The sequence below is a fragment of the Dactylosporangium sp. NPDC049140 genome, from assembly GCF_040648435.1.
In genome coordinates this window covers 1-26,870 of record NZ_JBEZDS010000060.1, presented here as the reverse complement: position 1 = coordinate 26,870, position 26,870 = coordinate 1, and the positions used below count along the sequence as shown (strand labels likewise).

The 26,870-nt window shown below is 71.6% G+C and carries 30 protein-coding genes; 11 read left to right on the top strand and 19 right to left on the bottom strand.

The window, feature by feature from the left end; genetic code table 11:
- Nucleotides 1-126: 126 nt before the first annotated feature.
- Both AB0B76_RS50910 and AB0B76_RS50905 read left to right on the top strand, forming a co-directional pair.
- A complete protein-coding gene (locus AB0B76_RS50910; RefSeq protein ID WP_360391002.1) occupies nt 127-774 on the top strand; it encodes a 4'-phosphopantetheinyl transferase superfamily protein in 648 nt (215 codons plus the stop codon).
- Complete coding sequence (locus tag AB0B76_RS50905) at nt 771-1,325, top strand: HD domain-containing protein (RefSeq protein ID WP_360390999.1); 555 nt, start codon at nt 771-773, stop codon at nt 1,323-1,325. Before AB0B76_RS50910 ends, AB0B76_RS50905 begins: the two co-directional genes overlap by 4 nt.
- Before the next feature lie 67 nt (nt 1,326-1,392).
- Here AB0B76_RS50905 and AB0B76_RS50900 read toward each other — a convergent pair whose 3' ends face one another.
- From AB0B76_RS50900 to AB0B76_RS50865, 8 genes are all read right to left on the bottom strand, one after another.
- The gene (locus AB0B76_RS50900) at nt 1,393-2,748 is read right to left on the bottom strand and encodes a rhamnulokinase family protein (protein ID WP_360390997.1); all 1,356 of its coding nucleotides are present in this window, start codon (nt 2,746-2,748) and stop codon (nt 1,393-1,395) included.
- Complete coding sequence (locus tag AB0B76_RS50895; RefSeq protein WP_360390995.1) at nt 2,745-4,745, bottom strand: bifunctional aldolase/short-chain dehydrogenase; 2,001 nt, start codon at nt 4,743-4,745, stop codon at nt 2,745-2,747. The genes AB0B76_RS50900 and AB0B76_RS50895 overlap by 4 nt, the downstream gene beginning before the upstream one ends.
- A gap of 29 nt (nt 4,746-4,774) precedes the next feature.
- Entirely contained in the window at nt 4,775-5,953 is a 1,179-nt protein-coding gene (gene rhaI / locus AB0B76_RS50890) for an L-rhamnose isomerase (RefSeq protein ID WP_360390992.1), read from the bottom strand.
- Nucleotides 5,950-6,273, bottom strand: a complete 324-nt coding sequence (locus AB0B76_RS50885; RefSeq protein WP_360390989.1) for an L-rhamnose mutarotase — start codon at nt 6,271-6,273, stop codon at nt 5,950-5,952. Before AB0B76_RS50885 ends, rhaI begins: the two co-directional genes overlap by 4 nt.
- Nucleotides 6,274-6,371: 98 nt before the next feature.
- The gene (rhaS, locus tag AB0B76_RS50880; protein ID WP_360390987.1) at nt 6,372-7,439 is read right to left on the bottom strand and encodes a rhamnose ABC transporter substrate-binding protein; all 1,068 of its coding nucleotides are present in this window, start codon (nt 7,437-7,439) and stop codon (nt 6,372-6,374) included.
- A gap of 54 nt (nt 7,440-7,493) precedes the next feature.
- Nucleotides 7,494-8,468 carry an ABC transporter permease gene (locus tag AB0B76_RS50875; protein WP_360390984.1) on the bottom strand — a complete coding sequence of 325 codons (975 nt, stop codon included), beginning with the start codon at nt 8,466-8,468 and terminating at the stop codon, nt 7,494-7,496.
- Nucleotides 8,465-9,493 carry an ABC transporter permease gene (locus AB0B76_RS50870; RefSeq protein ID WP_360390981.1) on the bottom strand — a complete coding sequence of 343 codons (1,029 nt, stop codon included), beginning with the start codon at nt 9,491-9,493 and terminating at the stop codon, nt 8,465-8,467. Before AB0B76_RS50870 ends, AB0B76_RS50875 begins: the two co-directional genes overlap by 4 nt.
- Nucleotides 9,490-10,992, bottom strand: a complete 1,503-nt coding sequence (locus AB0B76_RS50865; protein ID WP_360390978.1) for a sugar ABC transporter ATP-binding protein — start codon at nt 10,990-10,992, stop codon at nt 9,490-9,492. The genes AB0B76_RS50870 and AB0B76_RS50865 overlap by 4 nt, the downstream gene beginning before the upstream one ends.
- Before the next feature lie 132 nt (nt 10,993-11,124).
- On the opposite strand from AB0B76_RS50865, the gene AB0B76_RS50860 reads away from it, so the two are divergent.
- From AB0B76_RS50860 to AB0B76_RS50845, 4 genes are read left to right on the top strand one after another with little or no spacing between them, the layout of a single operon-like run.
- Nucleotides 11,125-12,180, top strand: coding sequence for a LacI family DNA-binding transcriptional regulator (locus tag AB0B76_RS50860; protein WP_360390975.1), 1,056 nt, complete (start codon nt 11,125-11,127; stop codon nt 12,178-12,180).
- A gap of 3 nt (nt 12,181-12,183) precedes the next feature.
- Nucleotides 12,184-12,909, top strand: a complete 726-nt coding sequence (locus tag AB0B76_RS50855) for a (Fe-S)-binding protein (protein ID WP_360390973.1) — start codon at nt 12,184-12,186, stop codon at nt 12,907-12,909.
- A gap of 26 nt (nt 12,910-12,935) precedes the next feature.
- The gene (locus AB0B76_RS50850; protein WP_360390970.1) at nt 12,936-14,390 is read left to right on the top strand and encodes a LutB/LldF family L-lactate oxidation iron-sulfur protein; all 1,455 of its coding nucleotides are present in this window, start codon (nt 12,936-12,938) and stop codon (nt 14,388-14,390) included.
- Entirely contained in the window at nt 14,383-14,985 is a 603-nt protein-coding gene (locus AB0B76_RS50845) for an LUD domain-containing protein (protein ID WP_360390967.1), read from the top strand. The genes AB0B76_RS50850 and AB0B76_RS50845 overlap by 8 nt, the downstream gene beginning before the upstream one ends.
- Here the strand turns inward: AB0B76_RS50845 and AB0B76_RS50840 are convergent.
- The 9 genes from AB0B76_RS50840 to AB0B76_RS50800 all read right to left on the bottom strand — a co-directional run bounded on the left by AB0B76_RS50840 (nt 14,894) and on the right by AB0B76_RS50800 (nt 21,270).
- The gene (locus AB0B76_RS50840) at nt 14,894-15,586 is read right to left on the bottom strand and encodes a 4Fe-4S cluster-binding domain-containing protein (protein ID WP_360390964.1); all 693 of its coding nucleotides are present in this window, start codon (nt 15,584-15,586) and stop codon (nt 14,894-14,896) included. The two genes, AB0B76_RS50845 and AB0B76_RS50840, sit on opposite strands and share 92 nt — an antisense overlap.
- On the bottom strand, nt 15,570-16,181 hold the full coding sequence (locus tag AB0B76_RS50835) for a helix-hairpin-helix domain-containing protein (protein ID WP_360390961.1): 612 nt from the start codon (nt 16,179-16,181) through the stop codon (nt 15,570-15,572). The genes AB0B76_RS50840 and AB0B76_RS50835 overlap by 17 nt, the downstream gene beginning before the upstream one ends.
- Complete coding sequence (locus tag AB0B76_RS50830) at nt 16,171-16,362, bottom strand: DUF2997 domain-containing protein (protein WP_360390958.1); 192 nt, start codon at nt 16,360-16,362, stop codon at nt 16,171-16,173. The genes AB0B76_RS50835 and AB0B76_RS50830 overlap by 11 nt, the downstream gene beginning before the upstream one ends.
- Nucleotides 16,359-16,802 (bottom strand): hypothetical protein, encoded by a 444-nt coding sequence (locus AB0B76_RS50825; RefSeq protein ID WP_360390956.1) that lies wholly within the window; start codon nt 16,800-16,802, stop codon nt 16,359-16,361. The genes AB0B76_RS50830 and AB0B76_RS50825 overlap by 4 nt, the downstream gene beginning before the upstream one ends.
- A 2-nt stretch (nt 16,803-16,804) precedes the next feature.
- Nucleotides 16,805-18,424 (bottom strand): AAA family ATPase, encoded by a 1,620-nt coding sequence (locus AB0B76_RS50820; protein WP_360390953.1) that lies wholly within the window; start codon nt 18,422-18,424, stop codon nt 16,805-16,807.
- 60 nt (nt 18,425-18,484) lie between these two features.
- Nucleotides 18,485-18,901, bottom strand: coding sequence for a hypothetical protein (locus tag AB0B76_RS50815; protein ID WP_360390950.1), 417 nt, complete (start codon nt 18,899-18,901; stop codon nt 18,485-18,487).
- A 4-nt stretch (nt 18,902-18,905) separates the two neighbouring features.
- A complete protein-coding gene (locus AB0B76_RS50810) occupies nt 18,906-19,646 on the bottom strand; it encodes a M15 family metallopeptidase (RefSeq protein ID WP_360390947.1) in 741 nt (246 codons plus the stop codon).
- Between the two features lie 443 nt (nt 19,647-20,089).
- Nucleotides 20,090-20,764, bottom strand: a complete 675-nt coding sequence (locus tag AB0B76_RS50805) for a zf-HC2 domain-containing protein (RefSeq protein WP_360390945.1) — start codon at nt 20,762-20,764, stop codon at nt 20,090-20,092.
- Nucleotides 20,761-21,270: a sigma-70 family RNA polymerase sigma factor gene (locus tag AB0B76_RS50800; RefSeq protein WP_360390942.1), complete on the bottom strand. Its 510-nt coding sequence runs from the start codon at nt 21,268-21,270 to the stop codon at nt 20,761-20,763. The genes AB0B76_RS50805 and AB0B76_RS50800 overlap by 4 nt, the downstream gene beginning before the upstream one ends.
- Before the next feature lie 99 nt (nt 21,271-21,369).
- On the opposite strand from AB0B76_RS50800, the gene AB0B76_RS50795 reads away from it, so the two are divergent.
- Nucleotides 21,370-21,999 (top strand): (2Fe-2S)-binding protein, encoded by a 630-nt coding sequence (locus tag AB0B76_RS50795; RefSeq protein WP_360390939.1) that lies wholly within the window; start codon nt 21,370-21,372, stop codon nt 21,997-21,999.
- Here AB0B76_RS50795 and AB0B76_RS50790 read toward each other — a convergent pair.
- On the bottom strand, nt 21,996-22,220 hold the full coding sequence (locus AB0B76_RS50790) for a CbtB-domain containing protein (protein ID WP_360390936.1): 225 nt from the start codon (nt 22,218-22,220) through the stop codon (nt 21,996-21,998). The genes AB0B76_RS50795 and AB0B76_RS50790 overlap by 4 nt on opposite strands.
- 74 nt (nt 22,221-22,294) lie before the next feature.
- On the bottom strand, nt 22,295-23,116 hold the full coding sequence (locus AB0B76_RS50785) for a cyclase family protein (protein WP_360390933.1): 822 nt from the start codon (nt 23,114-23,116) through the stop codon (nt 22,295-22,297).
- Between the two features lie 263 nt (nt 23,117-23,379).
- On the opposite strand from AB0B76_RS50785, the gene AB0B76_RS50780 reads away from it, so the two are divergent.
- The 4 genes from AB0B76_RS50780 to AB0B76_RS50765 all read left to right on the top strand — a co-directional run bounded on the left by AB0B76_RS50780 (nt 23,380) and on the right by AB0B76_RS50765 (nt 26,779).
- Complete coding sequence (locus AB0B76_RS50780) at nt 23,380-24,306, top strand: DUF929 family protein (protein WP_360390930.1); 927 nt, start codon at nt 23,380-23,382, stop codon at nt 24,304-24,306.
- Nucleotides 24,293-24,769: a vitamin K epoxide reductase family protein gene (locus AB0B76_RS50775; protein WP_360390928.1), complete on the top strand. Its 477-nt coding sequence runs from the start codon at nt 24,293-24,295 to the stop codon at nt 24,767-24,769. The genes AB0B76_RS50780 and AB0B76_RS50775 overlap by 14 nt, the downstream gene beginning before the upstream one ends.
- A gap of 77 nt (nt 24,770-24,846) precedes the next feature.
- Nucleotides 24,847-25,572: a YcnI family protein gene (locus tag AB0B76_RS50770; protein WP_360390926.1), complete on the top strand. Its 726-nt coding sequence runs from the start codon at nt 24,847-24,849 to the stop codon at nt 25,570-25,572.
- Between the two features lie 697 nt (nt 25,573-26,269).
- Nucleotides 26,270-26,779: a GntR family transcriptional regulator gene (locus AB0B76_RS50765; protein WP_360391097.1), complete on the top strand. Its 510-nt coding sequence runs from the start codon at nt 26,270-26,272 to the stop codon at nt 26,777-26,779.
- Nucleotides 26,780-26,870 lie beyond the last annotated feature (91 nt).

The window sequence follows — 26,870 nt, the reverse complement described above, 5'->3', positions numbered from 1 at the left end:
GTAGCCGCGCGAGAAGACGAGGCCGCACGAGAAGAAGCCGTGCAAGTAGAGAGGCCGCACGAGGAACGAGAAGGCCCAAAAAGGCAGGAGTCGGCAAGTACGGCGTTGCGCGGTTAGAGTCGCCGCGTGCACGATCTGTTGCCCGACTGGGTCGCGGTTGAGGTGGCCCGGGAGGCGGACTACCTCGCCGACCTGCTCCCCGAAGAGGCCGCCGCGCTGAGTGCCCGCGCCGTGGCCAGCCGGCGCCGGGAGTTCACGGCCGGGCGCAGCTGTGCGCGGCGCGCGCTCGCGCGGCTCGATGTCCACGGGCAGCCGCTCGTGCCGTCCGAGAACCGGGCGCCCGTCTGGCCCCAGGGGACGACCGGCAGCATCACGCACACCGCCGGGTACTGTGCCGCCGCCGTTGCCCGCCGCAGCGACCTGTGCGCCGTCGGGATCGATGCCGAGCGGCGCACCATCCTGCCCGCGAACGTCCGGGCCGCCATCTGCCGGCCCGAGGAGCTGGCCTGGTGTGCGCGGCGGCCGGACGAGGACTGGTGGCCCGCCGTGCATTTCTCGGCCAAGGAGGTCGTGTTCAAGCTCTGGTCGCCGATCGTCGGGACCTGGCTGGACTTCCTCGACGCGCGGCTCACGATCGACGTGGAGACGAGCGAGTTCGAGGCGCAGATCCTTCCCGGGCGGCTGGCGAAGTCCCCGGGAGCGCCGACGACGTTCAGGGGACGGTTCCACGCCACGCCCGACCTCGTGCGCAGCGCCGGCGTGGTCACCACATGAGTGAGAGCACCGAACCGGACCTGCGACCACTGCCCGCCGAGGCCGCCGACCTGCTACGCCGGGCCGGGGCGCCGCCGCGGCTCTGTGCCCATCTGCGGGCCGTGCACGACGTCGCCGTAGAGATCGTCGAATGGGTCGGGCGTGAGGTGGACGTGGACCGGGCGGCGGTGCTGTTCGGGGCGGCCACCCACGACATCGGGAAGGTCCGCTTCCCCGCCGAGCTGTCCGGGGCCGGCACAGAGCACGAGCCGGCCGGGCAGGAGCTGCTCGTCGCGCTCGGCGTCGAGCCGCGGCTCGCCCGGTTTGCCGCGCTGCACGGGAATTGGCAGCGCGACGGGGCCACGCTCGACGAGCTGCTCGTCACGCTCGCCGACAAGGTCTGGAAGGGGCGGCGCGAGCCCGGCCTCGAGGAGCAGGTCGCGCAGGTCATCGCCGACGCCCGCGGCGAGCCGGTCTGGGCCGTCTTCATGCGCCTGGACGACGAGCTCACCCGCATCGCCGACGGGGCCGAGGCCCGCCTGGCCTTCCAGTCGCGCTTCCCGACGATGTAGTTCATGATCTAGAACGTCTGTTCTAACCATGCCGCCACCGTACCCCAGCGGTACGACAAAAACGCGCCTAGACGCGCGGGTCGTACCGGACAATCGGCTGCGTCGAGCGCACCAGGGCGCGGATGTCCGAGTCCACCAGCCCCAGGGCCCGCGCCTGCACCAGGATGTTGCCCAGCGCGCCCGCCTCCACCGGGCCGGCCAGGACCGGGAGCCCGCAGGCGTCCGCGGTCAGCTGGCACAGCAGCGTGTTGAGGGCCCCGCCGCCCACCATGTGCACCACGTCGACGGTGACGCCGGACAGGCGGCGGGCGTCGTCGACGGCCCGCCGGTACGCCAGGGCCAGGGAGTCGAGAATGCAGCGCGTCATCTCCACGGGCGTGGCCGGCACGGGCTGGTCGGCCGCCTTGCACGCCCTGGCGATGCGCGCCGGCATGTCGCCGGGGGCCAGGAAGACCGGGTCGGTGGCGTCGACGATGCTGCGCCCCGCCGGGGCCTCGGCGGCCCCGGAGAGCAGCGTCGACAGGGGAAGGTCCCACTCCCGCATGCACTCCTGCAGGAGCCACAGGCCCATGACGTTGCGCAGGTACCGCACCGTCCCGTCGACGCCGATCTCGTTCGTGAAGCCGGCCTCGTAGGAGTCGCGGGTCAGCACCGGCGCGGTCAGCTCCACGCCGACCAGCGACCAGGTGCCGCAGGAGATGTACGCGAAGTTTCCCGCACCCGGCACCCCGGCCACCGCCGACGCCGTGTCGTGCGACGCGACGACGGTGACCGGGGTGCCCGGCGACACCCCGAGTGAAGTCTGGATCGTGCCCGCCGGCGAGCCGGGCGCACGCAGCGGCGGGAGCAGGTCCGCGTCGATGCCGGCGAGCGCGAGCAGGGCCGGCGACCAGCCGCCGCCCCCGCCGGCCGCGAGCAGGCCGGTCGTCGAGGCGTTCGTGAGCTCCGCGCCGGCGACGCCGGTCAGCCAGTACGACAGCAGATCGGGGATCAGCAGGAGCGTGCGCGCCGCCTCGAGCTGCGCGCTGCCCCGGGCCGCGGCCAGCTGGAAGATCGTGTTGAACGGCAGCGGGGCGATGCCGGAGGCCTCGTAGAGCGCGTAGCCGTCGAACCCGGCGGCGACCCCGTCCGTCCGCGCATCGCGGTAGTGGACGGGGTTGCCGAGCAGGGCCCCGTCGGCGTCGAGCAGGCCGTAGTCCACGGCCCAGGAGTCGATGCCGACCGAGTCGACCGGACCGGCGGCCGAAAGACCGGACAAGATCCCGCGGTACAGCGCCAAAATGTCCCAATGCAGGGTGCCGCCCACACGGACCGGCTCGTTCACGAACCGCGCCACCTCGGAGAAGGTGACCGCCGAGGACGACACGTCCCCGACGATCACCCGCCCGTTGGAGGCCCCCAGATCGACCGCCGCAATCCTCATCGCAGGAAGGCCGCCGCCACGCCGGCGTCGACGGGGATGTGCAGGCCCGTCGTCAGCGACAGTGAACCCCCGGTCAGCGCGAAGACGGCGTCGGCCACGTGCTCCGGCAGCACCTCGCGCTTGAGCAGCGTCCGCTTCGCGTAGAAGGCGCCCAGCTCCGACTCGGGCACCCCGTAGACCGCGGCCCGCTGCGCACCCCAGCCGGAGGCGAAGATGCCGGACCCGCGCACCACCCCGTCGGGATTGATGCCGTTGACCCGGATGTCGTACTCCCCCAGCTCCGCCGCCAGCAGCCGCACCTGGTGCGCCTGGTCGGCCTTCGTCGCCCCGTACGCGACGTTGTTCGGCCCCGCGAAGACCGCGTTCTTGCTGGCGATGTAGACGATGTCCCCGCCGAGCCCCTGCTTGATCATGGCCCGGGCCGCCTCCCGCGCGACGAGGAACGAGCCCCTCGCCATGACGTCGTGCTGCAGGTCCCAGTCGGCGACGGTGGTCTCCAGCAGCGGCTTGGACACCGACAGCCCGGCGTTGTTGACGACGAGGTCGACCCCGCCGAACGCGAGCACCGCCGCGTCGACCGCGGCCCGCACCGCCGCCTCGTCGGTGACGTCGACGGCCACCGGTACGGCGACGTCGGCGCCGCCGATCTCGGCCGCCACCGCGCTCGCGGAGCCGGCGTCCCGGTCCGCCACGACGACGCAGGCGCCCTCGGCGGCCAGGCGCAGCGCGATCGCCCGGCCGATGCCGGACCCGCCGCCGGTCACCAGCGCGATCCGCGTCGCGAGCGGCTTGGGCTTGGGCATCCGCTGGAGCTTCGCCTCTTCCAGTGCCCAGTACTCGATGCGGAACTTCTCGGCCTCGTCGATCGGCTCGTACCGCGACACCGACTCGGCCCCGCGCATCACGTTTATCGCGTTGACGTAGAACTCGCCGGCGACCCGGGCGGTCTGCTTGTTGGCCCCGAAGGAGAACAGGCCCACGCCGGGCACGAGCACGATCGCCGGGTCAGCGCCGCGCATCGCCGGGGAGTCGGGCGCCGCATTCCGCCGGTAGTACTCCGCGTACTCTTCCCGGTACTGAGCGTGGATCTGGCGGATGCTCTCCTCGGTGCCGCCGCCCGGCTCCAGTACCATCGGACGCACCTTGGTCCGCAGAAAGTGATCGGGGCACGAGGTCCCGAGCCCCGCCAGCCGGGGCATCTCCGCCGATCCGACGAAGTCCAGAACCACGTCGTCGTCCCGGAAATGGCCGACCTGGCGCCGGTCGGTCGACACGAGCCCACGCAGCAGCGGCATGAGCTCCGCCGCCCGCGCCCGCCGGTCTTCGAGCGGAGCCTGCACCTGGGGCCCGAACGGCTCGGCGCGCCCCCTCGCGGCCAGGAACGCGGTCGCGGCGTTGATGATCTCCAGCGAGTTCCGTTCGCACTCGTCCGAGGTCGCGCCCCAGGCCGTGATGCCGTGGCCACCCAGGATCACACCGATCGCCTGCGGGTTCGCGCGCTGGACGGCGGCGATGTCGAGGCCGAGCTGGAAGCCGGGCCGCCGCCAGGGGACCCACAGCACGCGGTCGCCGAAGCACTCCTTGGTCAGGGCGGGCCCGTCGGCCGCGGTGGCCAGGGCGATGCCGGCGTCGGGGTGCAGGTGGTCGACGTGCGGGGCCTCGACCAGGCCGTGCATCGCGGTGTCGATGGACGGGGCCGCGCCGCCCCGGCCGTGCAGGCAGTAGTCGAACGCGGCGACCATCTCGTCCTCGCGGTCGATCCCCGGATAGACCTGGGTCAGCGCACGCAGCCGATCCAGGCGCAGCACGGCGAGGCCGGAGGTCGTCAGCGTGCCCAGGTCGCCGCCCGAGCCCTTGACCCACACCAGCTCGACCGGGCCGCCGGTCACCGGGTCCTCGGCGGTGCCCTTCGCCGACGTGTTGCCGCCGGCGTAGTTGGTGTTGCGCGGGTCGGCCCCGAGCCGGTTGGACCGCGCGATCAGCTCCCCGGGCGTCACGACGCCACCTCCGCTTCGCTCCGAACCGCTCACGCGCCCCACCCCGCCTGCGAACCGCCGACGCGCTCAGCCACGATCTTCTCCAGGTAGCCGGAGCGCTTGTACGCCCCGATCGGGTCGGGGTCCAGGCCCATGTCCTCGCGGACCGAGCGCAGCAGCGGCCGCACATCGGTGTTGTACGCGTCCATCAGCACCTCGTTCGCGCCGAGCACGTCGCCGGAGTCCTGCGCGGTCTTGAGTGCGGCGTGGTCGACGAGCAGCGCCTTGGCCGTCGCCTCCTGCACGTTGAGCACGGAGCGGATCACCGCCTGGATCTTGGGTTCGATGTTGTGGCACTGGTCGAGCATGAAGGCGATGCCCTGCGCGGTCAGCGCGTCGGCGAGCACGATCTCGTGCATGATGCGGAACAGCTGGAACGGGTCCGCGGCGCCGACCATGAGATCGTCGTCGGCGTAGAAACGCGAGTTGAAGTCGAAGCCGCCGAGCTTCCCGGCCCGCAGCAGCATCGCCACGATGAACTCGATGTTCGTGCCGGGCGCGTGGTGCCCGGTGTCGATGACGACCTGGGCCCGCTCACCGAGGGCCATGCAGTGCACGTAGGCCGTACCCCAGTCCGGCACGTCGGTCATGTAGAAGGCCGGCTCGAACAGCTTGTACTCCAGCAGCATCCGCTGGTCCTCGCCGAGCCGCGCGTACGTCTCGGACAGGGCCGCGGCGAGGCGGTCCTGGCGGGTGCGCACGTCGTCCTGGCCCGGGTAGTTGGTGCCGTCGGAGAACCACAGCTTCAGGTCGCGCGACCCGGTGCGGTCCATGATGTCGACGCACTCGAGCAGGTGCCCGGTCGCCTTGCGCCGGATGCCGGCGTCGGGGTTGGTGACGCTGCCGAGCTTGTAGTCGTTGTCCTGGAACACGTTGGTGTTGATGGTGCCGACCTGCACGCCCAGCTCGGACGCGTGCCGGGCCAGGTCGGCGTAGTCGTCGACGAGGTCCCACGGGATGTGCAGCGCCACGCTCGGCGCCACGCCGGTGAAGCGCTGGACCTGGGCGGCGTCGGCGAGCTTCTCGTACGGGTCCCGGGGCACGCCCTCCTGCGGGAACACCTTGAACCGGGTGCCCGAGTTGCCGTACGCCCAGGACGCCGTCTCGATCCGCTGGTCGCGCAGCCGCGCCGCGACACGCGCCCGCGTCTCCGGGGCGAGCTCACTCATTGCAATGCTCCAAGCTGGTGCTCCAGGTTGAACACCTCGTCGAGGACGACCAGATGCCGCCCGTGGATGAAGAACTCCGCCATCTGCGCCTCCCAGCGCGCGGACACCTCGGTGGCGTCCATGGCGGCCTGCGCGGCGGCCAGATCGTCGGTCAGCAATGTGCCGACGAGCAGGCCGTCGTCGCGCAGGAAGAGCTGGTACTCGTGCCAGCCGGCGCCGCGCAGGGCGACGAGCATGTCCGGCCAGACCTGGGCATGGCGGCGCCGGTACTCCTCCAGCCGCTCCGGCTTGACCTGCAGCGTGAAGCAGACTCGGCGCACGCCCTACCTCCTCGTGGTAAATCGTGAAATGTCCGATAAGTCGCGGCGCGGAGCGCCCGACTTATCGGGCCCAGCTGGAACGACTTCGTCGAGAACGGCTAGAAGTTGAACTGGTCGATATTGTCGGCCTTGAAGGTGTACGGGTCGCCGAGCAGCACGACGCCGTCCTTGCCGACGGTGAAGTCGCCGAGCTTGCCGGCCTTGAACTTGTCGCCCTCCTTGCCCTTGATCAGGCCGGAGGCGAGCGCGGCCCCCGCGTAGGCGGCGAGGTAGCCCAGGTCGGCCGGGTTCCACAGCGCGAACGCCTTGACGGTGCCGTCCTTGACGTACGCCTTCATCTGGTTCGGCGTGCCGAGCCCGGTCAGCTGGACCTTGCCCTTGTACGTCGAGCCGCTCAGGTAGCGCCCGGCCGCGGCGATGCCCACCGTGGTCGGCGAGATGATGCCCTTGAGGTTGGGGTGCTTGGCCATGAGGCCCTGCGCCTCCTGGAACGACTTCTGGTCGTCGTCGTCGCCGTAGACGGTGTCGACCAGCTTGAGCTTGCTGTACTCCGGCTTCGCCAGCTCGGTCTTCATCTGCTCGATCCAGGCGTTCTGGTTCGTCGCGTTCGCCGTGGCCGAGAGGATCGCGATCTCGCCGCCGTCGGCGCCGATCGCGTCGGAGATGAGCTTGACCTGGATCTTCGCGATACCCTCGCTGGTGGCCTGGTTGATGAACAGGTCGCGGCACTCGGGCTTGGTGTCGGAGTCGTAGGTGACGACCTTCGCGCCGTTCTGCCGCGCCTCGTTCAGCGCGCCGCAGATGGCGTCCTTGTCGTTGGCGGACACGGCGATGACGTTCGCGCCCTGCTGCGACAGCGTGTTGATGTAGCTGACCTGCGCCGAGGGGCTCGCCTCGGACGGGCCGGTCTCGCTGTACGTGCCCTTGAACTCGTCGACGGCGAGCTTGCCGCCCTTGTTGTCGGAGGTGTCGAAGTACGGGTTGTTTACCTGCTTGGGCAGGAACGCGACCTTGAGACCGCTCTTGATGGTGCCGGAGCCGGCGGCGGCGCCGCTGCTGTCGGTTGAGTTGTTGGAGTTGTTCGACGTGTCCGAGTCGTCGGCGCAGGCCGACATGCTGAACGCGAGGGCGGTCGCGACCACGGCCGCGATGAGCTTGCCTCTCATCGGGTTGAATCCTTTCAGTGGGGTGTCGGCGGAGCAGAAAAACGCGAGGTGCGATCAGGCGGGTCGGCGACGGCGCAGGCGTTCCCGCGCCATCGCCACCACGTTCGGTCCGACGACCGACGCGATGAGCAGCGAACCGGTGACGATGGTGAGCGTGTTCTCGGGCACGGAGGCCAGCTGGAGCTCGTTGCGCAGCACGCAGATGAGCACGACGGCGCCGAGGACGCCGAGCAGGCCGCCGCGGCCGCCGAAGATGGACACGCCGCCGAGGAGTACCGCCGCGACGACGGCGAGCTCCAGGCCGTTGGCGTTGTCCGCGCGGGCACTGGCGAAACGGAAGGTCCAGAAGACGCCGGCCAGGGCCGACATGGTGCTCGTGGTGACGAAGAGCCAGAACTTGGTGCGGCCGACCGCGACCCCGGCGAAGCGGGCCGCCTCGGCGTTGTTGCCCATCGCGTAGAGCCCGCGGCCGACCGGCGTGGCGTGCAGCACCACGGCGAAGAGCACGGCGAGGACCGCCACGACGATGATGAACCAGGGGATGGTCAGGCCGGGGATCGGCTTGGTCGAGCCGCTGGTCCACGAGACCGGGTAGTTCGAGATCGCCTTGTCCCCCAGCACGACGTAGGCGAGGCCCCGGTACAGCGCCAGGGTGCCGATCGTGACGGCGAGCGAAGGCAGGCCGAAGACGGTGATGAACAGGCCGTTGATCGCGCCCAGCACGGCGCCGAGCACCAGGCTCAGCACCACCAGCAGGGGCAGCGAGGTGACCCCGTGCGCCCACAGGTCGCCCATCGCGGCGCAGGTCAGGCCCATCACGCTGGCCACGGACAGGTCGATCTCGCCGGTGATGACGACGAGCGTGAGCGGCAGCGCCACGATCGCGATCGGAATGACCTCCAGCGTCACGAACCGCCAGAAGCGCGGGCTGGCCACCCCCTCCACGGAGGCCGCGCCGACCGCGACGACCAGCACGAGGGCCAGCAGGACGATCAGGTCCCAGGACCCGATGCGGCGGACGATGTTCACTGGTGCACCCCTCGCTCGAGGCTCTTCGTGACTCGCAGCGACAGCGCCCGGTCCAGGCCGATCGCCGCCAGGATCAGCGCGCCGACGGCGGCCCGCTGCCAGAACGGGGTGACGCCGAGCACCGGCAGCGCGCTGCCGATGGTGGTGAGCAGCATCGCGCCGAGGGCCGCGCCGTAGACCGAGCCGCTGCCGCCGAAGATCGCGACGCCGCCGACGACGACCGCGGCGACGACGTTGAGCTCCTGACCGAGGCCGGCGTTGGCGTCGAGCGTGCCGAAGCGGGCCACGTACAGCACCCCGGCCAGCCCGGCGAGCGCGCCGCAGGTGACGAACGCGAAGAACACGCGCCGCCCGACCGCGATGCCGGACAGGCGGGCCGCGGCGGGATCGGAGCCGATGGCGTAGAGCTCCCGGCCGCTGCGGTAGGAGCGCAGGAAGAACCCGGCGGCGAGCACGACGACGAGGGCGAAGAGCGTCAGCAGCGGTACCCCCGCGATCGTCCTCGTCCCCATGTGCAGGAACGAGGCCGGGATGTCCGCGGCGTTGATCTGCTTGCCGGTGGCCCATCGGTAGTCGATGCCGCGGAAGACGTACAGCGTGCCGAGAGTCACCACGAGCGCCGGCACCCGGGCGGCGGCGATGAGGGCGCCGTTGACCGCGCCGCACACCGCGCCGAGCGCCACGCCCGCCACCAGCACCACCGGGATCGGGATGCCGGGGTGGTTCAGGAAGAGCGTGCCGGTCAGGAACGCCGACAGGCCCAGGACCGAGCCGACCGAGAGGTCGACGTTGCGCGTGATGACGACGATCGCCTGCCCGGTGGCCAGGATCGCCAGGATCGTCGCGCCCAGCAGCAGGTCCTTGATGCTCTGCTGGGACAGGAACCGCGGGTTGGTGATCGCGGTGATGCCGATGAGCAGCACCAGCGCGACCAGGATGCCCAGCTCGCGGACCAGGAAGACGCGGTGGGTGAGCCGGGTGGCCCGCGCGGTGCGTGGCGGGGCCGGAGTCTCGACGGTCGTCATCGCTCCCCCTGCCCGGTGGCGGCCAGCATCACGGACTCCTCGTCGGCTCGGGTGCGGGGGATGTCGGCGGCCAGCCGCCCTTCGTGCATGACCAGGACCCGGTCGGCCATGCCGAGCACCTCCGGCAGCTCGCTGGAGACCATGAGGACCGCGACGCCCTCCCCGGCCAGCCGGGTCAGCAGGCGGTGGACCTCGGCCTTGGTGCCGACGTCGATGCCGCGGGTCGGCTCGTCGACGATGAGCACGCGGGGCTGGGTGGCCAGCCACTTGGCCAGCACGACCTTCTGCTGGTTGCCGCCGGACAGGGTGGAGACCGGGTCGCCGAGCCGGGCCGCCTTGACCTGCAGGCGCTGGGCCCAGTCCTGGGCCGAGCGCCGCTCGGCCCCGCCGAACAGCAGCCCGAGGCTGGACAGCGACCAGCGCCGCGGCAGGGTGGCGTTGCGCTCGACGGACAGCTCCATCACCAGGCCCTGCTGGCGGCGGTCCTCGGGCACGAGCGCGAGGCCGGCCCCGATCGCCGCCGACGCGCTGCCCGCGCGCAGGGGCTTGCCGTCGACCAGCACCTCGCCCGAGTCGTACCGGTCGACGCCGAACACGGCCCGGATGACCTCGGAGCGCCCGGCCCCGACGAGCCCGGCCAGGGCCACGATCTCGCCGCTGTGGACGGTGAAGCTGATGTCGTGGAAGGCGCCGGCCCGGTTGAGGCCGCGGACCTCCAGGCGGGCCTCGCCGATTGTCGCTTCCGGATTCGGGGCCTTCGTTTTTCCCGGGTAGAGGTCGCCGACCTCCCGGCCGACCATGCGGCGCACGACGTCGGCGACGGTGAGCTCGTCGGCCGGGTCGGTGGAGACCCAGCGCCCGTCGCGCATGACGGTGATGCGCTGGCACAGCGCGAACACCTCGTCGAAGCGGTGCGAGATGAACAGGACCGCGGCCCCCGCGTCGCGCAGCGAGCGGGCGACGGAGAAGAGCCGCTCGACCTCGACGCCGGACAGCGCCGCGGTCGGCTCGTCCATGACGAGCACCTTGGCGTCGAACGACAGCGCCTTGGCGATCTCGACCAGCTGCTGGTCGGCGATCGACAGGCCGCGGGCCGGGCGGTCGGGGTCCATCTGCACGCCGAGGCGCGCGAAGAGCTCGGTGGCGCGCCGGCGCATCTCGGCGGTGTCGATGCGGCGCCCGGACTTCAGCGGCTGGCGGCCCATGAAGAGGTTCTCGGCGATCGACAGGTCGGGGAAGAGCGTCGGCTCCTGGTAGATCACGGCGATGCCGGCCGCGCGGGCGTCGGCGGGGTTGTTGAGCACCAGCGGCCGGCCGTCCAGGGTCAGCGTCCCGGCGTCGGGTGCGTGCGCCCCGGCCAGGACCTTGACCAGCGTGGACTTGCCGGCGCCGTTCTCGCCGACCAGCGCGTGGGCCTCGCCGGCGCGCAGGTCCAGGCGCACGTCGCGGAGCGCCGCGACGGCACCGAAGGACTTGCTGACGCCCTCGAGAACGAGCACCCGGGCCTCCGTTCCTGCAACTTGTGAAACGTTTCATAGACTGGTTAGAGTGACGTTAGAAGCCGAGCCCGGACCGCGTCAAGGGTTTCGGTCGCGTTACCGTTCCGATACCACCGGACGTTCAGGAGATCGATGACGACTACCGCTGGCATCAAAGAGGTCGCACGACGGGCCGGCGTCTCCATCGGTACCGTCAGCAACGTCCTCAACCGCCCCGAGCTCGTCGCCACCAGCACCCGGCAGCGCGTGCTCGACGCGATCGCCGAGCTCGGCTACGTGCGCAACGACTCCGCGCGGCAGCTACGGGCCGGGCACAGCCGGCAGATCGCGCTGGTGGTCCTCGACGTGACGAACCCCTTCTTCACCGACGTGGTCCGGGGCGCGGAGGCCGCCGCCGAGGACCACGGCGTGATGGTCGTGGTGTGCAACAGCGGCGAGGACGCCCACCGCGAGCACCGCCACCTCGACCTGCTCGAGGAGCAGCGGGTGCGCGGCGTGCTCATCACCCCGGTCGACGAGTCGCCGAACTCCCGCCTGGAGCAGCTCATCCAGCGCGGCACCCCGGTGGTGCTGGTGGACCGCGGCTCGGGCCGGCACAGCCGCTGCTCGGTCGCGGTCGACGACCTGCTCGGCGGCCGGCTCGCCGGGGAGCACCTCGTCGAGCAGGGGCACCGGCACATCGCCTTCGTCGGCGGCCCCATGTCGATCGCCCAGGTGCACGACCGCCACGCCGGCATCGCCGAGGCCGTCGAGGGGCGGGCCGAGCTGTCGGTGGTACCGACGCCGAACCTCACCGTCGCGTCCGGCCGGGCCGCCGCCACCCAGATCGCCGCCCAGGTCGCCGCGGCCGGCGACGACCGGCCGACCGCCGTGTTCTGCGCCAACGACCTGCTCGCCCTGGGGGTGCTGCAGGAGATGACCCAGCGCGGCGTACGGGTGCCGCAGGACGTGGCGATCGTCGGCTACGACGACATCGAGTTCGCCGCGGCCGCCGCGGTGCCGTTAAGCTCGGTGCGGCAACCCCGCGAACAGCTCGGCCGCACGGCGGCAGCCCTGCTGCTCGAGGAGATCGAGGACGACGGCCGGCACGAGCACCGGCACGTGGTCTTCCAACCCGAGCTGATCGTCCGCGACTCGAGCGGCCGCCCGCGCAGCCGCCGGCAGAGCGCAATGAAGGGCAGGCGGTGACCCATGCGCGTCGCCTTGTTCGTCACCTGCCTCGCCGACGCGATGTTCCCCCAGGTCGGTAAGGCCACGGTGGCCCTGCTGGAGCGGCTCGGCCACGAGGTGGTGTTCCCCGAGGCCCAGACCTGCTGCGGGCAGATGCACATCAACACCGGGTACCAGCGCCAGGCGGTCAAGCTCGTCGAGCACCACATGCGCACCTTCGAGCCCTACGACGCGATCGTGGCGCCCTCGGGCTCCTGCGTGGGTTCGGTACGCCACCAGCACGCCATGGTCGCCGAGCGCGCGGGCAAGCACCAGCTCGCGGCCCGGGCCGGCGAGGTCGCCGGGCGCACCTACGAGCTCTCGGAGTTCCTCGTCGACGTGCTCGGCGTGACCGACGTCGGCGCGCGCTACCCGCACCGGGTCACCTACCACCCGACCTGCCACTCGCTGCGCCTGCTGCGCGTCGGCGACCGTCCGCTGCGGCTGCTGCGCGCGGTCGAGGGCATCGACCTGGTCGAGCTGCCCGACGCCGAGCAGTGCTGCGGCTTCGGGGGCACCTTCGCGCTCAAGAACGCCGACACCTCGGCCGCGATGCTCGCCGACAAGCTGCGCAACGTGCTGTCCACCTCCCCCGACGTCGTCGCCGCCGGGGACTCGTCCTGCCTGATGCACATGGGCGGCGGGCTCTCGCGGCTGTCGGTGGAGACTCGTCCGGTACACCTGGCGGAAATTCTGGCGTCCACATGAGCGGTCCGGAGCGAAGCGGAGGTCGCATGAGCACCTTCCTGGGAATGCCCGCGGTGGCCCCGCGGGGCGTCGGGCAGCTGCGCGGCGACGAGCCCTTCCCCGCCGCGGCCCGCACGGCGCTGGGCAACGAGCAACTGCGGCGCAACCTCGGCCACGCGACCCGCACCATCCGCGCCAAGCGGGCCGCGGTCGTCGCCGAGGTGCCGGACTGGGAGCAGCTGCGCCGGGCCGGCGAGGCGCTCAAGGCCGCGACCATGGCCCGCCTGCCCGAGCTGCTGGAGCAGCTGGAGGAGCGGGTCACGGCCAACGGCGGGCACGTGCACTGGGCCCGCGACGCCAACGAGGCCAACGCGATCGTCGCCGGCCTGGTCCGCGCGGCCGGGGCCGACGAGGTCGTCAAGGTCAAGTCCATGGCGACCCAGGAGATCGGGCTCAACGAGGCCCTGCAGGAGCAGGGCATCGCGGCCTGGGAGACCGACCTCGCCGAGCTCATCGTGCAGCTCGGCAACGACAAGCCCTCGCACATCCTGGTGCCGGCGATCCACCGCAACCGCACCGAGATCCGCGACATCTTCCTGCGCGCGATGCCGGACGTGCCGGCGGACCTCACCGACGAGCCGCGCCGGCTGGCCATGGCCGCCCGCGAGCACCTGCGCCGCAAGTTCCTCTCGGCGAAGGTCGCGGTGTCGGGGGCCAACTTCGCCGTCGCCGAGACCGGCACGCTCGCGGTTGTCGAGTCGGAGGGCAACGGCCGGATGTGCCTGACCCTCCCGCCGACGCTGATCACGGTCATGGGCATCGAGAAGCTCGTGCCCAAGTGGTCCGACCTCGAGGTGTTCCTGCAGCTGCTGCCGCGCTCCTCGACCGGGGAGCGGATGAACCCGTACACGTCGCTGTGGACCGGCGTGACGCCCGGCGACGGGCCGCAGGAGTTCCACCTGGTGCTGCTGGACAACGGGCGCACCGCGGTGCTCGCCGACGAGGTGGGCCGCTCGGCGCTGCACTGCATCCGCTGCAGCGCGTGCCTGAACGTGTGCCCGGTCTACGAGCGCACCGGCGGGCACGCGTACGGCTCGGTGTACCCGGGCCCGATCGGCGCGGTGCTGAGCCCCCAGCTGACCGGGGTCGAGGACAACGCCTCGCTGCCCTACGCCTCCAGCCTGTGCGGCGCCTGCTTCGACGCCTGCCCGGTGCGCATCGACATCCCCTCGCTGCTGGTACACCTGCGGGCCCGGCACGTCGAGGAGCACCGCGGCCCGTCGGCCGAGGCGGTGTCGATGGCCGCGATGTCGTGGATGATGGCGGGCCCGGGCCGGTTCCGCGGCGGCGAGCGGCTCATGCGCCTCGGCCGCCTGCTCGGCCGGCGCCGCGACCGCATCGGCGCGCTGCCGCCGCCGCTGTCGGCGTGGACGGACAGCCGCGACCTGCCCCGCCCGCCGGCCCAGACCTTCCGCGAATGGTGGCGCACGCGCAATGGCTGACGACTCCCGATCCCTGGTCCTGGCCCGCATCCGCGCCGCCCTGGGCTCCGCGCCCGCCGTGCCCGAGGTGCCGCGCGACTACCGGCCCGCCGACCCGGCCCGCCGCGGCGACCTCGATCTGCTCGTCGACCGGCTCGAGGACTACAAGGCGACCGTCGTGCCCACCACCGAGGCCACGCTGGAGGCCGACCTGGCCCGGGCGCTGGACGGCCTCGCCCCGCTGATCGTGCCGCCGGGCCTGCCGTTCGCGGTGCCCGGGTCCACCGTGGACGACGGGACCCGGACGGCGGCGGAGCTGGACGCGTTCGCGGCCGTGGTGACGTGCTGCGCGGCGGCGGTGGCGGAGACCGGGACGATCGCCCTGGACGGCTCGGCCGGCCAGGGGCGCCGCGCGGTCACCCTGGTGCCGGACCGGCACTTCTGCGTGGTGCGCGCCGACCAGGTCGTCCAGACCGTGCCGGACCTCCTCGCGCGGCTCACGCCGACCCGCCCCCTGACGCTGATCAGCGGGCCGTCGGCGACGAGTGATATCGAGCTGAACCGGGTCGAGGGCGTGCACGGGCCCCGGACCCTGGTCGTGCTGCTGATTCGCTGAGCAGGGCGTCGAGGGTCTCGTCGTCGGCCCAGCCGTTCACGGCCAGGGTGCCGTCGGCGCCGACCGTGATCTCCAGGCGGTCCGGGGTCGCGGCGAGCGCGGACGGCGGGATGCGGTCGCCGCGATGGACGTACTCCTGGTTGATGGAGCCGGCCCAGGGCCGCGCGTGGTCGACCAGCCCGGCGACGAACGGGCCGGCCACGAGCAGGTCGGTGGCGGCCAGCAGCGCGGCGACGTCCGCGCGTCCACCGTGGACGGCCGAGTCCAGCTCGGCGGTGGTGTAGCCCGAGAACGTCATGACCGAGCGGCCGGCGGCCCGTACGCCCGCGGCGACGACGGCGAGCGGGGCGGCGTGGTCGAACGGCTCGCCCCCGAGCAGGGTCAGGCCCTCGGTCCCGGCGGCGAGGACCCGGGCCAGGACGTCGGCGGTCGGGGTCGGGGTGCCGCCGCGGAACGTCCACAGGTGCGGGTTGAAGCAGCCGGCGCAGCGGATGGTGCAGCCCTGCACCCACAGGGCGGTGCGCTCCCCCGGGCCCTCGGCGACCGTGCGCTCCACGAACCGCCCGACCGCGAGGGTGCCGGGCTCAGAAGTCGAGAACACGGCCCGGGCCCGGCGGCTGCGACTGCGGCGCCCGGGGCCGCGGGGTGCAGGTGAGGACCGCGCGGAGGCGGGCGAACTCGTGGGGCGCGAGGGCGGTGGCGAGGTCCTCCACCGTCCGGAACCCGCCGCGGGCCTCGCGGTCGGCGACGATCCGCTCCGCCCGCGGGAGGTCGATACGGGCCACCTCCGCCAGTTGGGCCGGGGTCGCCGTGTTGATTTCCAGGGAGGCGGCGAACACCGGTGGGGGCGCCAAAGGTTTGGATTCTTCGAACCAGGGGCGGTTCGCGGCCCGCCACCGCAGCCAGGAGCCGTTGAGGATCAGGGCGTGCACGATGCTCGCGAACCACAGGGCGAAGTAGGCGACCGCGATCGCGGTGCTCACCTGCGAGTCCTCGCCCAGCCGGTTGATGGCGACGAGGCCGGCCCACGGCAGCACGAGGTACGCGATCCCGAGGCCCCACCACGCCGGGCGCCGTGCGGTGATGCCGATGTAGAGGAAGCCGGTGCCGCCGAGGCAGCCCACGCCAAGGACGACGAGCAGCACCCACCAGCTGTTGCGCAGACGCCAGCCGAGGCTCGCCGGACTAGAGGCCATCGTGCTGCACCTGCCTGTTCTGAACGGTCGAAAACTCCCTGGTGTACTCGCTGTGCACCGTCTGCGCCGCCAGCAGCTCCTCGAGCACCGCGACGTAGTCGAGGCACTTCGCACCGGTGATGCCCAGCGTCTCGGCGGAGACCGTGCCGTCCTCGGCCACGGTGACGACGATGCGTTTCACGTCGCCCGCTCCACCGCGAAGACCAGGCGCACGGCCCGGTCGGGGGTCACCGAGCGCGACTCCAGGCGCAGGCCCGCGGCCGGGGCGCGCTGCGTGAGCCGGGCGAGGACGGCCGCCTGGACCTGCCGGCCGTAGGCGGCGTCGACCGCCCGCACGATGTCGACCGCCCGCGGCTCGTCGACGTCGCCGGTGAAGTGCGCGGCCCACACCTGCCGCTCGTCGCGGACGAAGCGGGCCCGCACGCCCGCCCAGTCCGCGACGAGCGCGTCTCCGTCGGGCTCCACCGCCGCCCGCGTGTCCCGCAGCGCGGCCGCGAGCAGGTTCACGTCGCGCATCCGGGTCTGCACCGCGCAGACCGTGCCCTGCTTGCCCTTGGTGAGCCCGGCGTGCGCCGCGGCGGCGGCAATTGCCAGCGGTACCAGAATCAGGGAGACGCTCATCGTCAGACCTCGATCGTGCGTCCGTGGGTGCCCAGCACGGGCATGGGCGCGGTCGGCGGCTCCTCGTCGGGGTCCCAGTCCTCGGCGGCCGTCGCCGCCACGGCCCGGGTGCGGGCCCAGTCCCGGATCGCGTCGAGCTTCTCGGACTGGGTGACGCTCAGCGGTACCGTCGCCGCAATGGCCCGCAGCAGGTCCTCCCGGTGCAGGGGGCGCCGCTCGGAGAACGCGTCGAAGAGCGCCGCGACGACCGCCTGCTCGATCTCGGCGCCGGAGTAGCCGTTGGTCAGCCCGCACAGCTCGCGCAGGAGCGCGTCGTCGGGCCGCAGCGCGCCCTGCACCGCGGGCCGGGTCAGGCGCCGGCGCAGGTGCACGCCCCAGATCGAGGCGCGCTCGGCCCGGCTCGGCAGGTCGACGAAGAAGATCTCGTCGAAGCGGCCCTTGCGCAGCAGCTCGGGCGGCAGGCGCTCGATGTCGTTGGCGGTCGCGATGACGAACACCGAGCCGGTCTTCTCCTGCATCCAGGTGAGGAAGGTGCCGAAGACCCGGTTGGTGGTACCGCCGTCGTTGCCCGCGCCCGTCGAGAAGCCCTTCTCGATCTCGTCGACCCACAGCACGCACGGGGCGCTGGCCTCGGCGGTGCGCAGCGCGGCCCGCATGTTCTGCTCGCTGGAGCCGATGAGCCCGGAGAAGACGCGGCCGATGTCGAGCCGCAGCAGCGGCAGCCCCCACGCGGCGGCGACGGCCTTGGCGGTCAGCGACTTGCCGCAGCCGGGCACGCCGGTGATGAGCACGCCCTTGGGGGCCGGCAGCCCGTACTCCGCGGCGGCCGCGAGCCACGTGTTGTCCCGCTTGGCCAGCCAGCGCTTGAGGTTCTCCAGCCCGCCGACCTCGTCGAGGCGCACGCCGGCGTCGACGTACTCGAGCACGCCGGACTTGCGTACCGCCTGCCGTTTCTCCTCGTGTACCACGCCGAGGTCGTGCAGGTCGAGCACGCCGTCGTTGACCATGGCCCGGGCGAACGCGTTCTCGGCCTCGTGCAGCGTGAGCCCGGTCGCGGCCTTGGCGAACCGCTCCCGGCCGACGGGGTCGAGCTCGATGCGGATCCGCCCGCCCGAGGCGTTGCCCGCGATCATCGCCTCCAGCACGCCGCGGATCTCGGCCTCGCTCGGCAGCGGGAAGTCGACGATCGTGACGTCCTTCTCCAGGTCGGGCGGGATGCGCAGGACGGGGGCGACGATGACGAGCGTCCGCGGTGCCGCACCCGCCTTGAACGCCGCCGCGATGTCCCGCAGCCGGCGCACGACGCTCGGCAGCACCGGCACGTCGCCGCCCAGCGAGCTGTGCAGGTCGCGGAACACGAACAGGCCGGGCTGCTGGATGCGCAGCACCGCCTCGAGGGCGTTGTCGGGCTCGGTCGTGTACTGGGTCGCGACCCCGTCGGGCTGCAGCAGCCCGCTCGTCGCCGACCAGGTCCACACCGGCCGCGGCGTCCGCACGAGCGCGGCGTCCCCGGCGACCGCGGCGAGCTCGCCGAGCACGCGGTGCTCCTCGTACGACTCGACGTACAGGACCGGGAACCTGGCCTTCAACAGCTGCGCCAGATTGTGGCGGAAACCGGTCACCGCGCTGTCCTCTCCTTACCGCGAGTCGTTCGTCGCACGACCCTAACCGCGGTGTGGAGATCAGATGAGTCCGCTGGTTGCCGCCAAACCTGTCAGAAACGCGCCACCGACGAGCACCGTCATGGCCCACGCCTGGACCTTCAGCCTTTTCCGGAACCCGGGCCGCTCGGCGGGCAGCGCGAACACACGGGCGGGCCAGTGCCGCCAGCTCACGTTGGCGAAAATGATGGCGGCCCCGAGGTACACCGGAAGCAGGTAGTAGATCTTCGCCAGCGCGGCGGTGACGAGCAGCGCGGCGATGAGCGGCACCACTTTCCACCGGTTCCCGTGGGCCATGACCAGCAGGAAGTCCTCGAGCTCGTCATCCTTGGTGAAGTAGCGCTCGGCCTTGGGCTGCACGACGAGCAGGCTGTACCCCATGGCCCCGGCCCAAGCGGCGGCGAGCGCGAGGTGGACGGTCGTGAAGAGGGCGGTCACGCTCTCATCTTGCTCGATACGCCCAGTGCCACGGCTCCCGCGGCGTGGTCCCGGCAAACCCGAACCGCCCGGCGTTCTGCCGCATCCAGGCCTGCGCCTTGCCGTCCAGGTCGACGGCCAGCCCCCACCCGTGATCGCTGGTACCGGGCTTGGCGTACAACCCCTTACGCTTGGCGAGGTCGACCTGCTCGGCGAGGGGCCGGTACGAGTCGGTGATCCCGACGTCGACCCCCTGCGCCCGTGCGGCCCGCATCAGCGCGTCGAGCGGCGTGGCGGCGGGCGCCCACAGCCTGTGCCCGGTCGTTCCGACGCGCTGGAGCGCACTCTCCGGGACGCGCCCGTTGCCGTACTCCGTCAGCTCGACCGGCACCCCCTCGGGCGTGCGCGCGGTGCGCAGGGTGGTGTCGAGCGTCTGCTGAAACGACTCGCCGCCGCCCGGGCCTTCGACGGCGGGGACCGGATCTGCGCCATGCGGGTCGCGATCCCGGTGATGCCTGTGATGCCTGTGGCCTCCACATCGCAACCATCGGCCACCCGAACGGCAACCTTTGCCCCGAAGCCCCCCGAAGTCGGCCGCTCCCCCACCCGCGCGCGACCCGTTGGGACGTTTGTCGATGGAATCGGCTTCGGCGGGCGCCGGCGGAATGCTCACCGCCGCGGCACCGCTGTCGTTGTCGTGGTCGGCGCTTTCCGCCCAGTGCCGTGGCCCCGGTTCACCATCGTGGTCGGCGACGGCCAGTTCCACAGGCGGCCCATCCGGACATTCAACCGGCCCAGTCGGCGGTTCCGGCGCCTTGGGCGCGAGGGCCTCCCGGGCCCGCTGCGCAAGTAAGCCTCGGCCGCCTCAACACTGCCGTGCTGGTCACAGAGCTTCTTCCGATGCCGCTCTTCAAGCCCAAAGTCCCGATGCCGCTTGTGCTCTTTCCGAAACTTCTCACCCGCAGGCGAATAATTACGCCGCCGAGTACAGCCAACAACGACCAAGAGGCATAACCGCAAGCAACAACGAAAAGGGACCACGCTTACACATTGCGGGAGCCGAAGGCTCCCGCGCACCATCGGCCGAGCGTCGTTTGTCAGCCCCTGGTCCAGCTAAGAATGCCACCAACCCCCAACATAACCCCCGTCAGGCGAAAAGTCCGATATGTCGCGGCGCGCCAGCGCCCGACATATCGCGCGCCCACAACTTCAGCCCAAGCGAGCAGACCCAAGCAAATGCCCATCGCGATCAGCGACTTGAACCGAGTCGACGTTGGCGAGCTGAATCGAGCTGGCCCCCGTGACCCGTGCCTGAGCGGTCTGCGTACGCCCCCAGCAAGCCGCCTGCTCCGACTGCCCACCCCGCCCAAGGACCTGCATGGTGAACGGCCCCTCCCCCGGAAGACCGGCGAGCTCGATCGAGACCGAAACCCCCCACTGGCGGGGACTGAGCGTGGCCCGGCCCGAAAGCCCACTGCCGCCAGCCGCCTCGAACTCCACGACGGTCCCCGGGGAGGCCGAGGCCGACGGCGACGAAGCGGCGCGCGGCGCCGGGGCCGAGGCGGGCCGGCGCACGGTCAGCACCCCGGCCAGGACGGCGAGCGCGACGCACACCGCGGCAAGGGCGACGACCGGCAGGCGCCGCGGGCGGGCCCGGCGCAGGAAGGCGTCGAGGCCGGCGCGGGAGGGCGGCTCCAGCGGCGCGCCCGGGCCGCTCGGGAGGCGTTGCAGCAGCTCCGGTACCGCGGCCAGGCGCCCCACCTCGGTGCGGCAGTCGGCGCACGTGCTCAGGTGGGCGTCGACCGTGTGCTGGTCGGTGTCGTCGAGGCCGCCCAGGACGTAGGCCCCGAGCAGCCGGCGCACCGCGTCGTGGCCGGCGGTCACCGTAACACCCCCATCTCCTCGAACACCGCCCGAAGCGCGCGTACCGCGTAGTAGGCGCGCGACTTGACGGTACCTTCCGGTACCGCAAGGCGTCTGGCCGTGTCGGCGACCGTGCGGCCGTCGTAGTACACGGAGCGGATCACCTCGCGGTGCTCCACGGAGAGGCGGTCGAGCGCGGCGGTGATGAGCCAGCCCTCGACGAGCTCGTCGACGTTGTCGGGGTCGGCGACGGCCGCGACCGCGTCGGGGTCGGAGACGAGCTGGGGGCGGCGCTGCTCGGCTCGCCAGGCGTTGCTGACGACGTTGCGGGCGATCGTCAGCAGGTACGCCCGCGTGGTGTCCCGGCTGACGTCGATGCGCTCGATGTGCCGCCAGGCCCGCAGGAGCGTCTCCTGCACGAGGTCCTCGGCGCGGTGGCGGTCCCGTTCGTACCGCAGGACGAAGGCGAGCAGCACACCGTAGTGCTCGGTGTACAGCGCGGTCATGAGCTCCTCGTCGCGCGTCACGCACAGCCCCTCTCGACGGCCTCCTGCCGACCTTTACCCCATCAGACTGTTCAGGGTTCAACCAACTCGGGGCAATTCTTTTCGGCATAGGGTGCGGTGGTGAATCCGTACTTCGTCTGGGAGCCCTACTCCGGCGAGCCCGGATGGCGGCCGTTCGCGGCGCTGCTGTCCCCCGACGTGGTGGCGGAGCGGGTCGCCGCGTCGCGGGAGGCGCTCGCGGGGATGTTCGGCCTCGGGCTGGAGGCGCTGCCGGCGCGGGTCGTGGCGTCCGTGCTGTTTCTCGGGTACGCGTCCCGGCTCGTCTCGCCGCCGCTCGCCCAGGCGCTGTCCGGCTCGGTGCCCGGCGTGGGGCCGGAGGACCTCTGGTGGCGGGAGGTGCCGGGCGGGCCGCTGCCCGTGGCGGTACACACGAAGGAAAGCCGGCCCGCGTCCGACCTTTTCGATGTGGCGATCCGCGGCCTGGTCATGCCGCTCGCGGAGGTCTTCGCCGCGCGGTTCCGGCTGTCGCGGCACGTGCTGTGGGGCAACGTGGCGTCGGCGCTGGGCGGGGCGGCGGGGCAGCTCGGCACGCGCGACGCCTGGTCGGCGGTGCAGGAGCTGGTGGCCCGGCCGCCGCTCGAGGGCATGGCGGATGTCGCCGTTGGCCGGCTCCGGAGACGCAACTGCTGCCTGTACTACCGAATCCCCGGCGGCGGTACCTGCGGGGACTGCGTTCTGAAAAGGCCCTAGTGGCAGGGGAAGCCCAGGAAGTGCCGGCCGTCGTGGACGAACTCGTGCACGTGGGAGTCGCTGCCGAAGATGGACACGGCGCCCTGGTCGATGCCGACGAAGTAGTAGACCAGCAGGGCGAGCAGTGCGGTGCCGCCGAGCCAGAACAGCGAGCGGGAGATCGGCAGGACGAGCGGTGTGGTGACCGCCTGCGGTGCCTCGGCGCCGGACATCGTGCTCATGATTGGACACTAAGCGTCCGCTGATCGTTACGTCAATCGGGCCGGTGCCGCGCGGGCACCGGCCCGGACGCGGTTCAGGCGTGGACGCCGGGCGGAATCACCCCGAAGATGAGGGCCGTCGAGCCGGAGCCCTTCTTGTTGATGAACCCGCCGCAGAGCACCGACGCGCCGGTGGTCGGGAACTGGGCGAGGTTCGCGATGATCTCGAGGCTGACGCGGTGGCGTTGGTACACCAGCAGCGAGGCGAGGAAGTTCGGGTCGGTACCGAGGTCCGGTCCGAAGGTGTCGATGCCGGTGCCGCCGTTGCGCCCGATGCGGCCGGTGTCGATGAACCACTGGACGGTCTCCGGGGCGAAGCCGGGCTGGTGCAGCACGCCGTCGCCGTCCAGGTTCGGAAAGGCGGGAGTGCCCCATTTGTACTCCCAGCCGGTCCACATGATGATCATCGATTCGTTCGGAATGCGGCCGTGGCGGCGCTCCCACTGCTTCACGTCGTCCACGGTCAATGCGTAGTCGGCGTTGCGGGCGCATTTGTCGCGCACGTCGATCTTCACCGCGGGCAGGAACAGGTCGTTCGGGTCGAGGTCGTCGGCGAGCGGCTCGCCGGCGTTGAAGTGGCCCGGCGCGCCCCAGTGGGTGCCGGTCGCCTCGCCCTCGCGGACGTACTGCAGGTAGTAGCCCTCGTTCTCGATCGTCGCGATGGTCTCGAGCGTGAACTCGGGGTCGCCGGGGTAGATGTTGGTCTTGGCCGGGTCGTTGACGTGGGACAGGCTGATGAGGCGGGTCTTCCCCGGGCGTAAGGACTCGGCGTCGGCGGCGTTCGCGGTGCCGGCAATTCCGGCGGCACCCGCGACGGCCCCTCCGGCCGCGGCGGCGAGCAGGTGTCGTCTCTGCATGGTCGTCAATCTACGGTGTGGCGACCGCGTTTTCCGGTGCGGTCTTGCCACGGCGGACGCCGGGATTCCTGACGGGAGCAACGGTCCGCACCACAACGGACCGGAGTCATGGTTTTTCGGGTCTTTCGCCCCCAGACTTCCGCCAGGTTGGTCACCTACCATCGAGCCCGCGGCGGGTGATCTTTCGCCGGAAATCGGGAACCGGTCGCCCGCCCTGTGCGACTAAGGAACGGACGCACCCGCACAGATCAGGAGGTTGGCGCGTGTCGAAACGGCAGCGCGACTCGCGCGAGTACGCGCGGCAGATGCGCATGATCCAGGAGCGGGCGACCGCCCGGCGCGGCCGGATGCGCGTCGCGTACTCCGCGATCGGCGCCGTGCTGCTGGTCTTCGTGGTGATGGGGCTGGTCAAGCTCGGCACAGCCGGCGGCGGGGGCGGCGGGGAGTCGCCGAGCGCCGTACCGACCGGCGCCGCGGCCGAGGCGATCATCAGCGGGATCACCTCGGTGCCGGCCGCGACCCTCGACGCGGTGGGCGCCGGGGCCAAGCCGAGCCTGCCCACCGCGCTTACCGGGCAGCCCGCGCTCACCGACGGCGGCAAGCCACTGGTGCTGTACGTCGGCGCCGAGTACTGCCCCTTCTGCGCGGCCCAGCGCTGGCCCGTGGTCATCGCGCTGTCGCGGTTCGGCACCTTCAGCGGGCTGACGCTGACCACATCGGCCGCCGACGACACGTACCCGAACACGCCGACGGTGTCGTTCCACGGCGTGACGTACACCAGCCAGTATCTGTCCTTCCAGGGCGTCGAGACCACGACGAACAAGCGGGTCAACGGGCAGTACCAGCCGCTGGACCAACTCACCCCGGCCCAGCAGCAGGTGCTGCAGAAGTACAACGCCGCGCCCTACGTGCCGAGCGACTCGGCCGGGGCGATCCCGTTCGTCGACTTCGCGAACAAGGCCATCCAGGCGGGCGCCTCCTACAGCCCCGCCCTGCTCGCCGACCACACCCACCAGCAGATCCTCGACGCGGTCAAGGACCCGAACAGCCAGGTGGGCCGGGCGATCGGCGGCAGCGCCAACGCCCTGACCGCCCTGCTGTGCAAGATCACGGGCAACCAGCCCGGGGACGTGTGTTCCAGCGCCGCCGTCCAGGCCTACCAGGGGGAGTTCGCCAATGTCGGCAAGTGAGCCGGAACTGGACCGCAGCCTGGTCCAGCCGTGGGTGCCCCTGACGTCGCTGGTGCTCGCCGTGGTCGGGCTCGGGATTTCGGGGTACCTCACGATCGAGCACTTCAGCGCGTCGACCACGCTCGCGTGCCCCGAGACCGGGGCGCTGAACTGCCTGAAGGTCACCACTTCGGAGCAGTCGGCGGTGCTCGGCATCCCGGTGGCGGTGCTCGGCCTCGTGTACTTCGTGGCGATGCTCGCGGTCTCGCCGGGCCCGCTGTGGCGCTCCAAACTGCCGGCGCTGCGGTACGGCCGCCTCGCCCTCGCCGCGATCGGCGTGCTCTTCGTGTTCTACCTGGTCTTCGCCGAGCTTTTCCAGCTGAAGGCGATCTGCCTGTGGTGCACCGGGGTGCACGTGCTCGCCGTGGCGCTCTTCGCGGTCACCGCCATCGGTACCGCCTGGGCCGACCCGTCCGACCTCTAGGGAACTTTGTGGGGGTGTGTACCGACTACCCGCCCGGTACGCATCCCCCGCCAAGCTTTCGAGAGGAACTCCCCGTCATGCGCCTGACCTCCGTGGTCCGCGCCGGTATCGCCACCGCCGCGGCCGTCACCGCGGCGCTGGCCTTCCCGGCCGTCGCCTCCGCGCACGTCACGGTCAACCCGAACACCGCCGTGCAGGGCGGGTACACGAAGGTGACCTTCCGCGTGCCGACCGAGCGCGACAACGCGAGCACGACGAAGCTCGAGATCGCGATCCCGACCGACCAGCCGATCGCGTCGGTGTCGACCAGGCCGGTACAGGGCTGGACCGCGGTGACGGAGACCTCGAAACTGGCCACCCCGGTGAAGCGCGAGGGCGGCGACGAGATCACCGAGGCCGTCTCGAAAATCACGTGGACCGCCGGCGCCGGCGCCGAGATCAAGCCGCACCAGTTCCAGGAGTTCGACGTCTCCCTGGGCCCGCTGCCGCAGGTGGACCAGATCGTGTTCAAGGCGCTGCAGACGTACTCGAACGGCGAGGTCGTCCGCTGGATCGACGAGCCCGCGGCGGGCGCTTCGGCCGAGCACCCGGCGCCGGTGCTGAAGCTGTCGAAGAAGACGGACACGGCGGCGGCCTCGACCACGACGTCGGCGGGCCCGACGGCGAACGCGTCCGGCTCGTCGTCTTCGTCTTCCTCTTCCTCTGACGGGACGGCGATCGCGCTGGGGATCGCAGGGATGGTGCTCGGCCTGGCTGGTCTGGTGATGGGCGTGCTGGCGTACCGCCGCAGGCCTGTCGCATAGCTTCTCGTTCGGGTTCACGTCCGGTTTCCGATCCGAAATATCCGCTGCTCCGCGACGGATATTTCGGATTTTTCGGTTATGCCCGGTATTGGCGCGGCCGCAGGGGTGCGGCGGAACTCGATCGAGTGATTCCGGCCGGGGTTACCAAGGACGCATGAGGCCGCGGCCCGCTGAATGCATTCGCACCGCGCCCATGGGCGCGCACCCCCGCCCCTGTGGTTTTCCGCTGGGCTGCGTGACCGCGCACCGCGCTCATAGGCACACCCCCGCCCTGTGGCTTTCCGCTGGGCTGCGCGACCACGCACCGCGCTCACAGCCGCGAACCTCGTCCGCGGCCGTCCACCGCACCCATCTAGGCGCACCACCCGCCTGTGACCGTCCACCGCACCCCGCACCCCGCACACCCCGCACCCGCACCCCGCAGCCCGGCACCCCGCAGCCCGGCACCCCGCCCGCCAACCCCGCGGCCGCGCACCCCGCACCCCGCACCCCGCACCCCGCAGCCCGCAGCCCGCAGCCCGCAGCCCGGCACCCCGCTCGTAGCCGCGCGCCCCGTCCGCCGACGTCCACCGCACCCCACTAGCCGAATTCCCTTTTATGACCGTCCACCGCACCCCATAGCCGCGCGCCCCTCCCGTGGCCGCGCCCATTGCAGCCGCGACGTGCACGATTCGGGGAATTTGGCGTGTCCGGATTTATGACCTGTCAGGCGAAAAATGGGATAAGTCGCGGCGCGGAGCGCCCGACTTATCGAAGGGCCCACTTTCGATTCGTGTGGCCACTTGGCTACATTGGACACGTGGCGCGTTACGACCAGATTGCCGACGTACTTCGGCAGCGGGTGGGGTGTGGGGAGTTGGCCGTTGGGGATGTCGTGCCCGGGGCCGGGGAGCTGGCCCGGGAGTTCGGGGTTGGGCGGGACACCGCGCTCAAGGCCGTCAAGCTGCTTCGCAACGAAGGGTTGCTCGCGCTCGGGCGGGACTGTCTCGTTCGGGTCGAGCGGCGCGCCGGGCACGTGGTCGAGGTGCCGGGCACGCTCGTCGAGGTGCCCGCCGTCAGCGTCGTCAAGGCCCGTATGCCCACGCCCAAGGAGCGTGAGGAGCTCGGGCTCACCGACGGCATACCCGTGCTCGTCGTCTGCCTCGGGGACGTCGAGGAGGTGCACCCCGCCACCGGTACGGCGATCCGCTGGAGCCGCGACGCCTAGTACTGCAACGGCAGTTGGGTTGACCGGGCATGGATGATGTTCGCTGTGGCGGCGGAGATTGAGGCGTGGTCGGCTGAGCTGGATCGGTTGC

Excerpts from the sequence above, each read along its gene's own strand:
- AB0B76_RS50905 (WP_360390999.1), top strand. The coding sequence starts at position 771 with ATGAGTGAGAGCACCGAACCGGACCTGCGACCACTGCCCGCCGAGGCC.
- AB0B76_RS50900 (WP_360390997.1), bottom strand. The coding sequence starts at position 2,748 with ATGAGGATTGCGGCGGTCGATCTGGGGGCCTCCAACGGGCGGGTGATC.
- rhaI (WP_360390992.1), bottom strand. The coding sequence starts at position 5,953 with ATGAGTGAGCTCGCCCCGGAGACGCGGGCGCGTGTCGCGGCGCGGCTG.
- rhaS (WP_360390987.1), bottom strand. The coding sequence starts at position 7,439 with ATGAGAGGCAAGCTCATCGCGGCCGTGGTCGCGACCGCCCTCGCGTTC.
- AB0B76_RS50870 (WP_360390981.1), bottom strand. The coding sequence starts at position 9,493 with ATGACGACCGTCGAGACTCCGGCCCCGCCACGCACCGCGCGGGCCACC.
- AB0B76_RS50860 (WP_360390975.1), top strand. The coding sequence starts at position 11,125 with ATGACGACTACCGCTGGCATCAAAGAGGTCGCACGACGGGCCGGCGTC.
- AB0B76_RS50855 (WP_360390973.1), top strand. The coding sequence starts at position 12,184 with ATGCGCGTCGCCTTGTTCGTCACCTGCCTCGCCGACGCGATGTTCCCC.
- AB0B76_RS50850 (WP_360390970.1), top strand. The coding sequence starts at position 12,936 with ATGAGCACCTTCCTGGGAATGCCCGCGGTGGCCCCGCGGGGCGTCGGG.
- AB0B76_RS50845 (WP_360390967.1), top strand. The coding sequence starts at position 14,383 with ATGGCTGACGACTCCCGATCCCTGGTCCTGGCCCGCATCCGCGCCGCC.
- AB0B76_RS50835 (WP_360390961.1), bottom strand. The coding sequence starts at position 16,181 with ATGGCCTCTAGTCCGGCGAGCCTCGGCTGGCGTCTGCGCAACAGCTGG.
- AB0B76_RS50825 (WP_360390956.1), bottom strand. The coding sequence starts at position 16,802 with ATGAGCGTCTCCCTGATTCTGGTACCGCTGGCAATTGCCGCCGCCGCG.
- AB0B76_RS50790 (WP_360390936.1), bottom strand. The coding sequence starts at position 22,220 with ATGAGCACGATGTCCGGCGCCGAGGCACCGCAGGCGGTCACCACACCG.
- AB0B76_RS50785 (WP_360390933.1), bottom strand. The coding sequence starts at position 23,116 with ATGCAGAGACGACACCTGCTCGCCGCCGCGGCCGGAGGGGCCGTCGCG.
- AB0B76_RS50775 (WP_360390928.1), top strand. The coding sequence starts at position 24,293 with ATGTCGGCAAGTGAGCCGGAACTGGACCGCAGCCTGGTCCAGCCGTGG.
- AB0B76_RS50770 (WP_360390926.1), top strand. The coding sequence starts at position 24,847 with ATGCGCCTGACCTCCGTGGTCCGCGCCGGTATCGCCACCGCCGCGGCC.
- AB0B76_RS50765 (WP_360391097.1), top strand. The coding sequence starts at position 26,270 with ATGACCTGTCAGGCGAAAAATGGGATAAGTCGCGGCGCGGAGCGCCCG.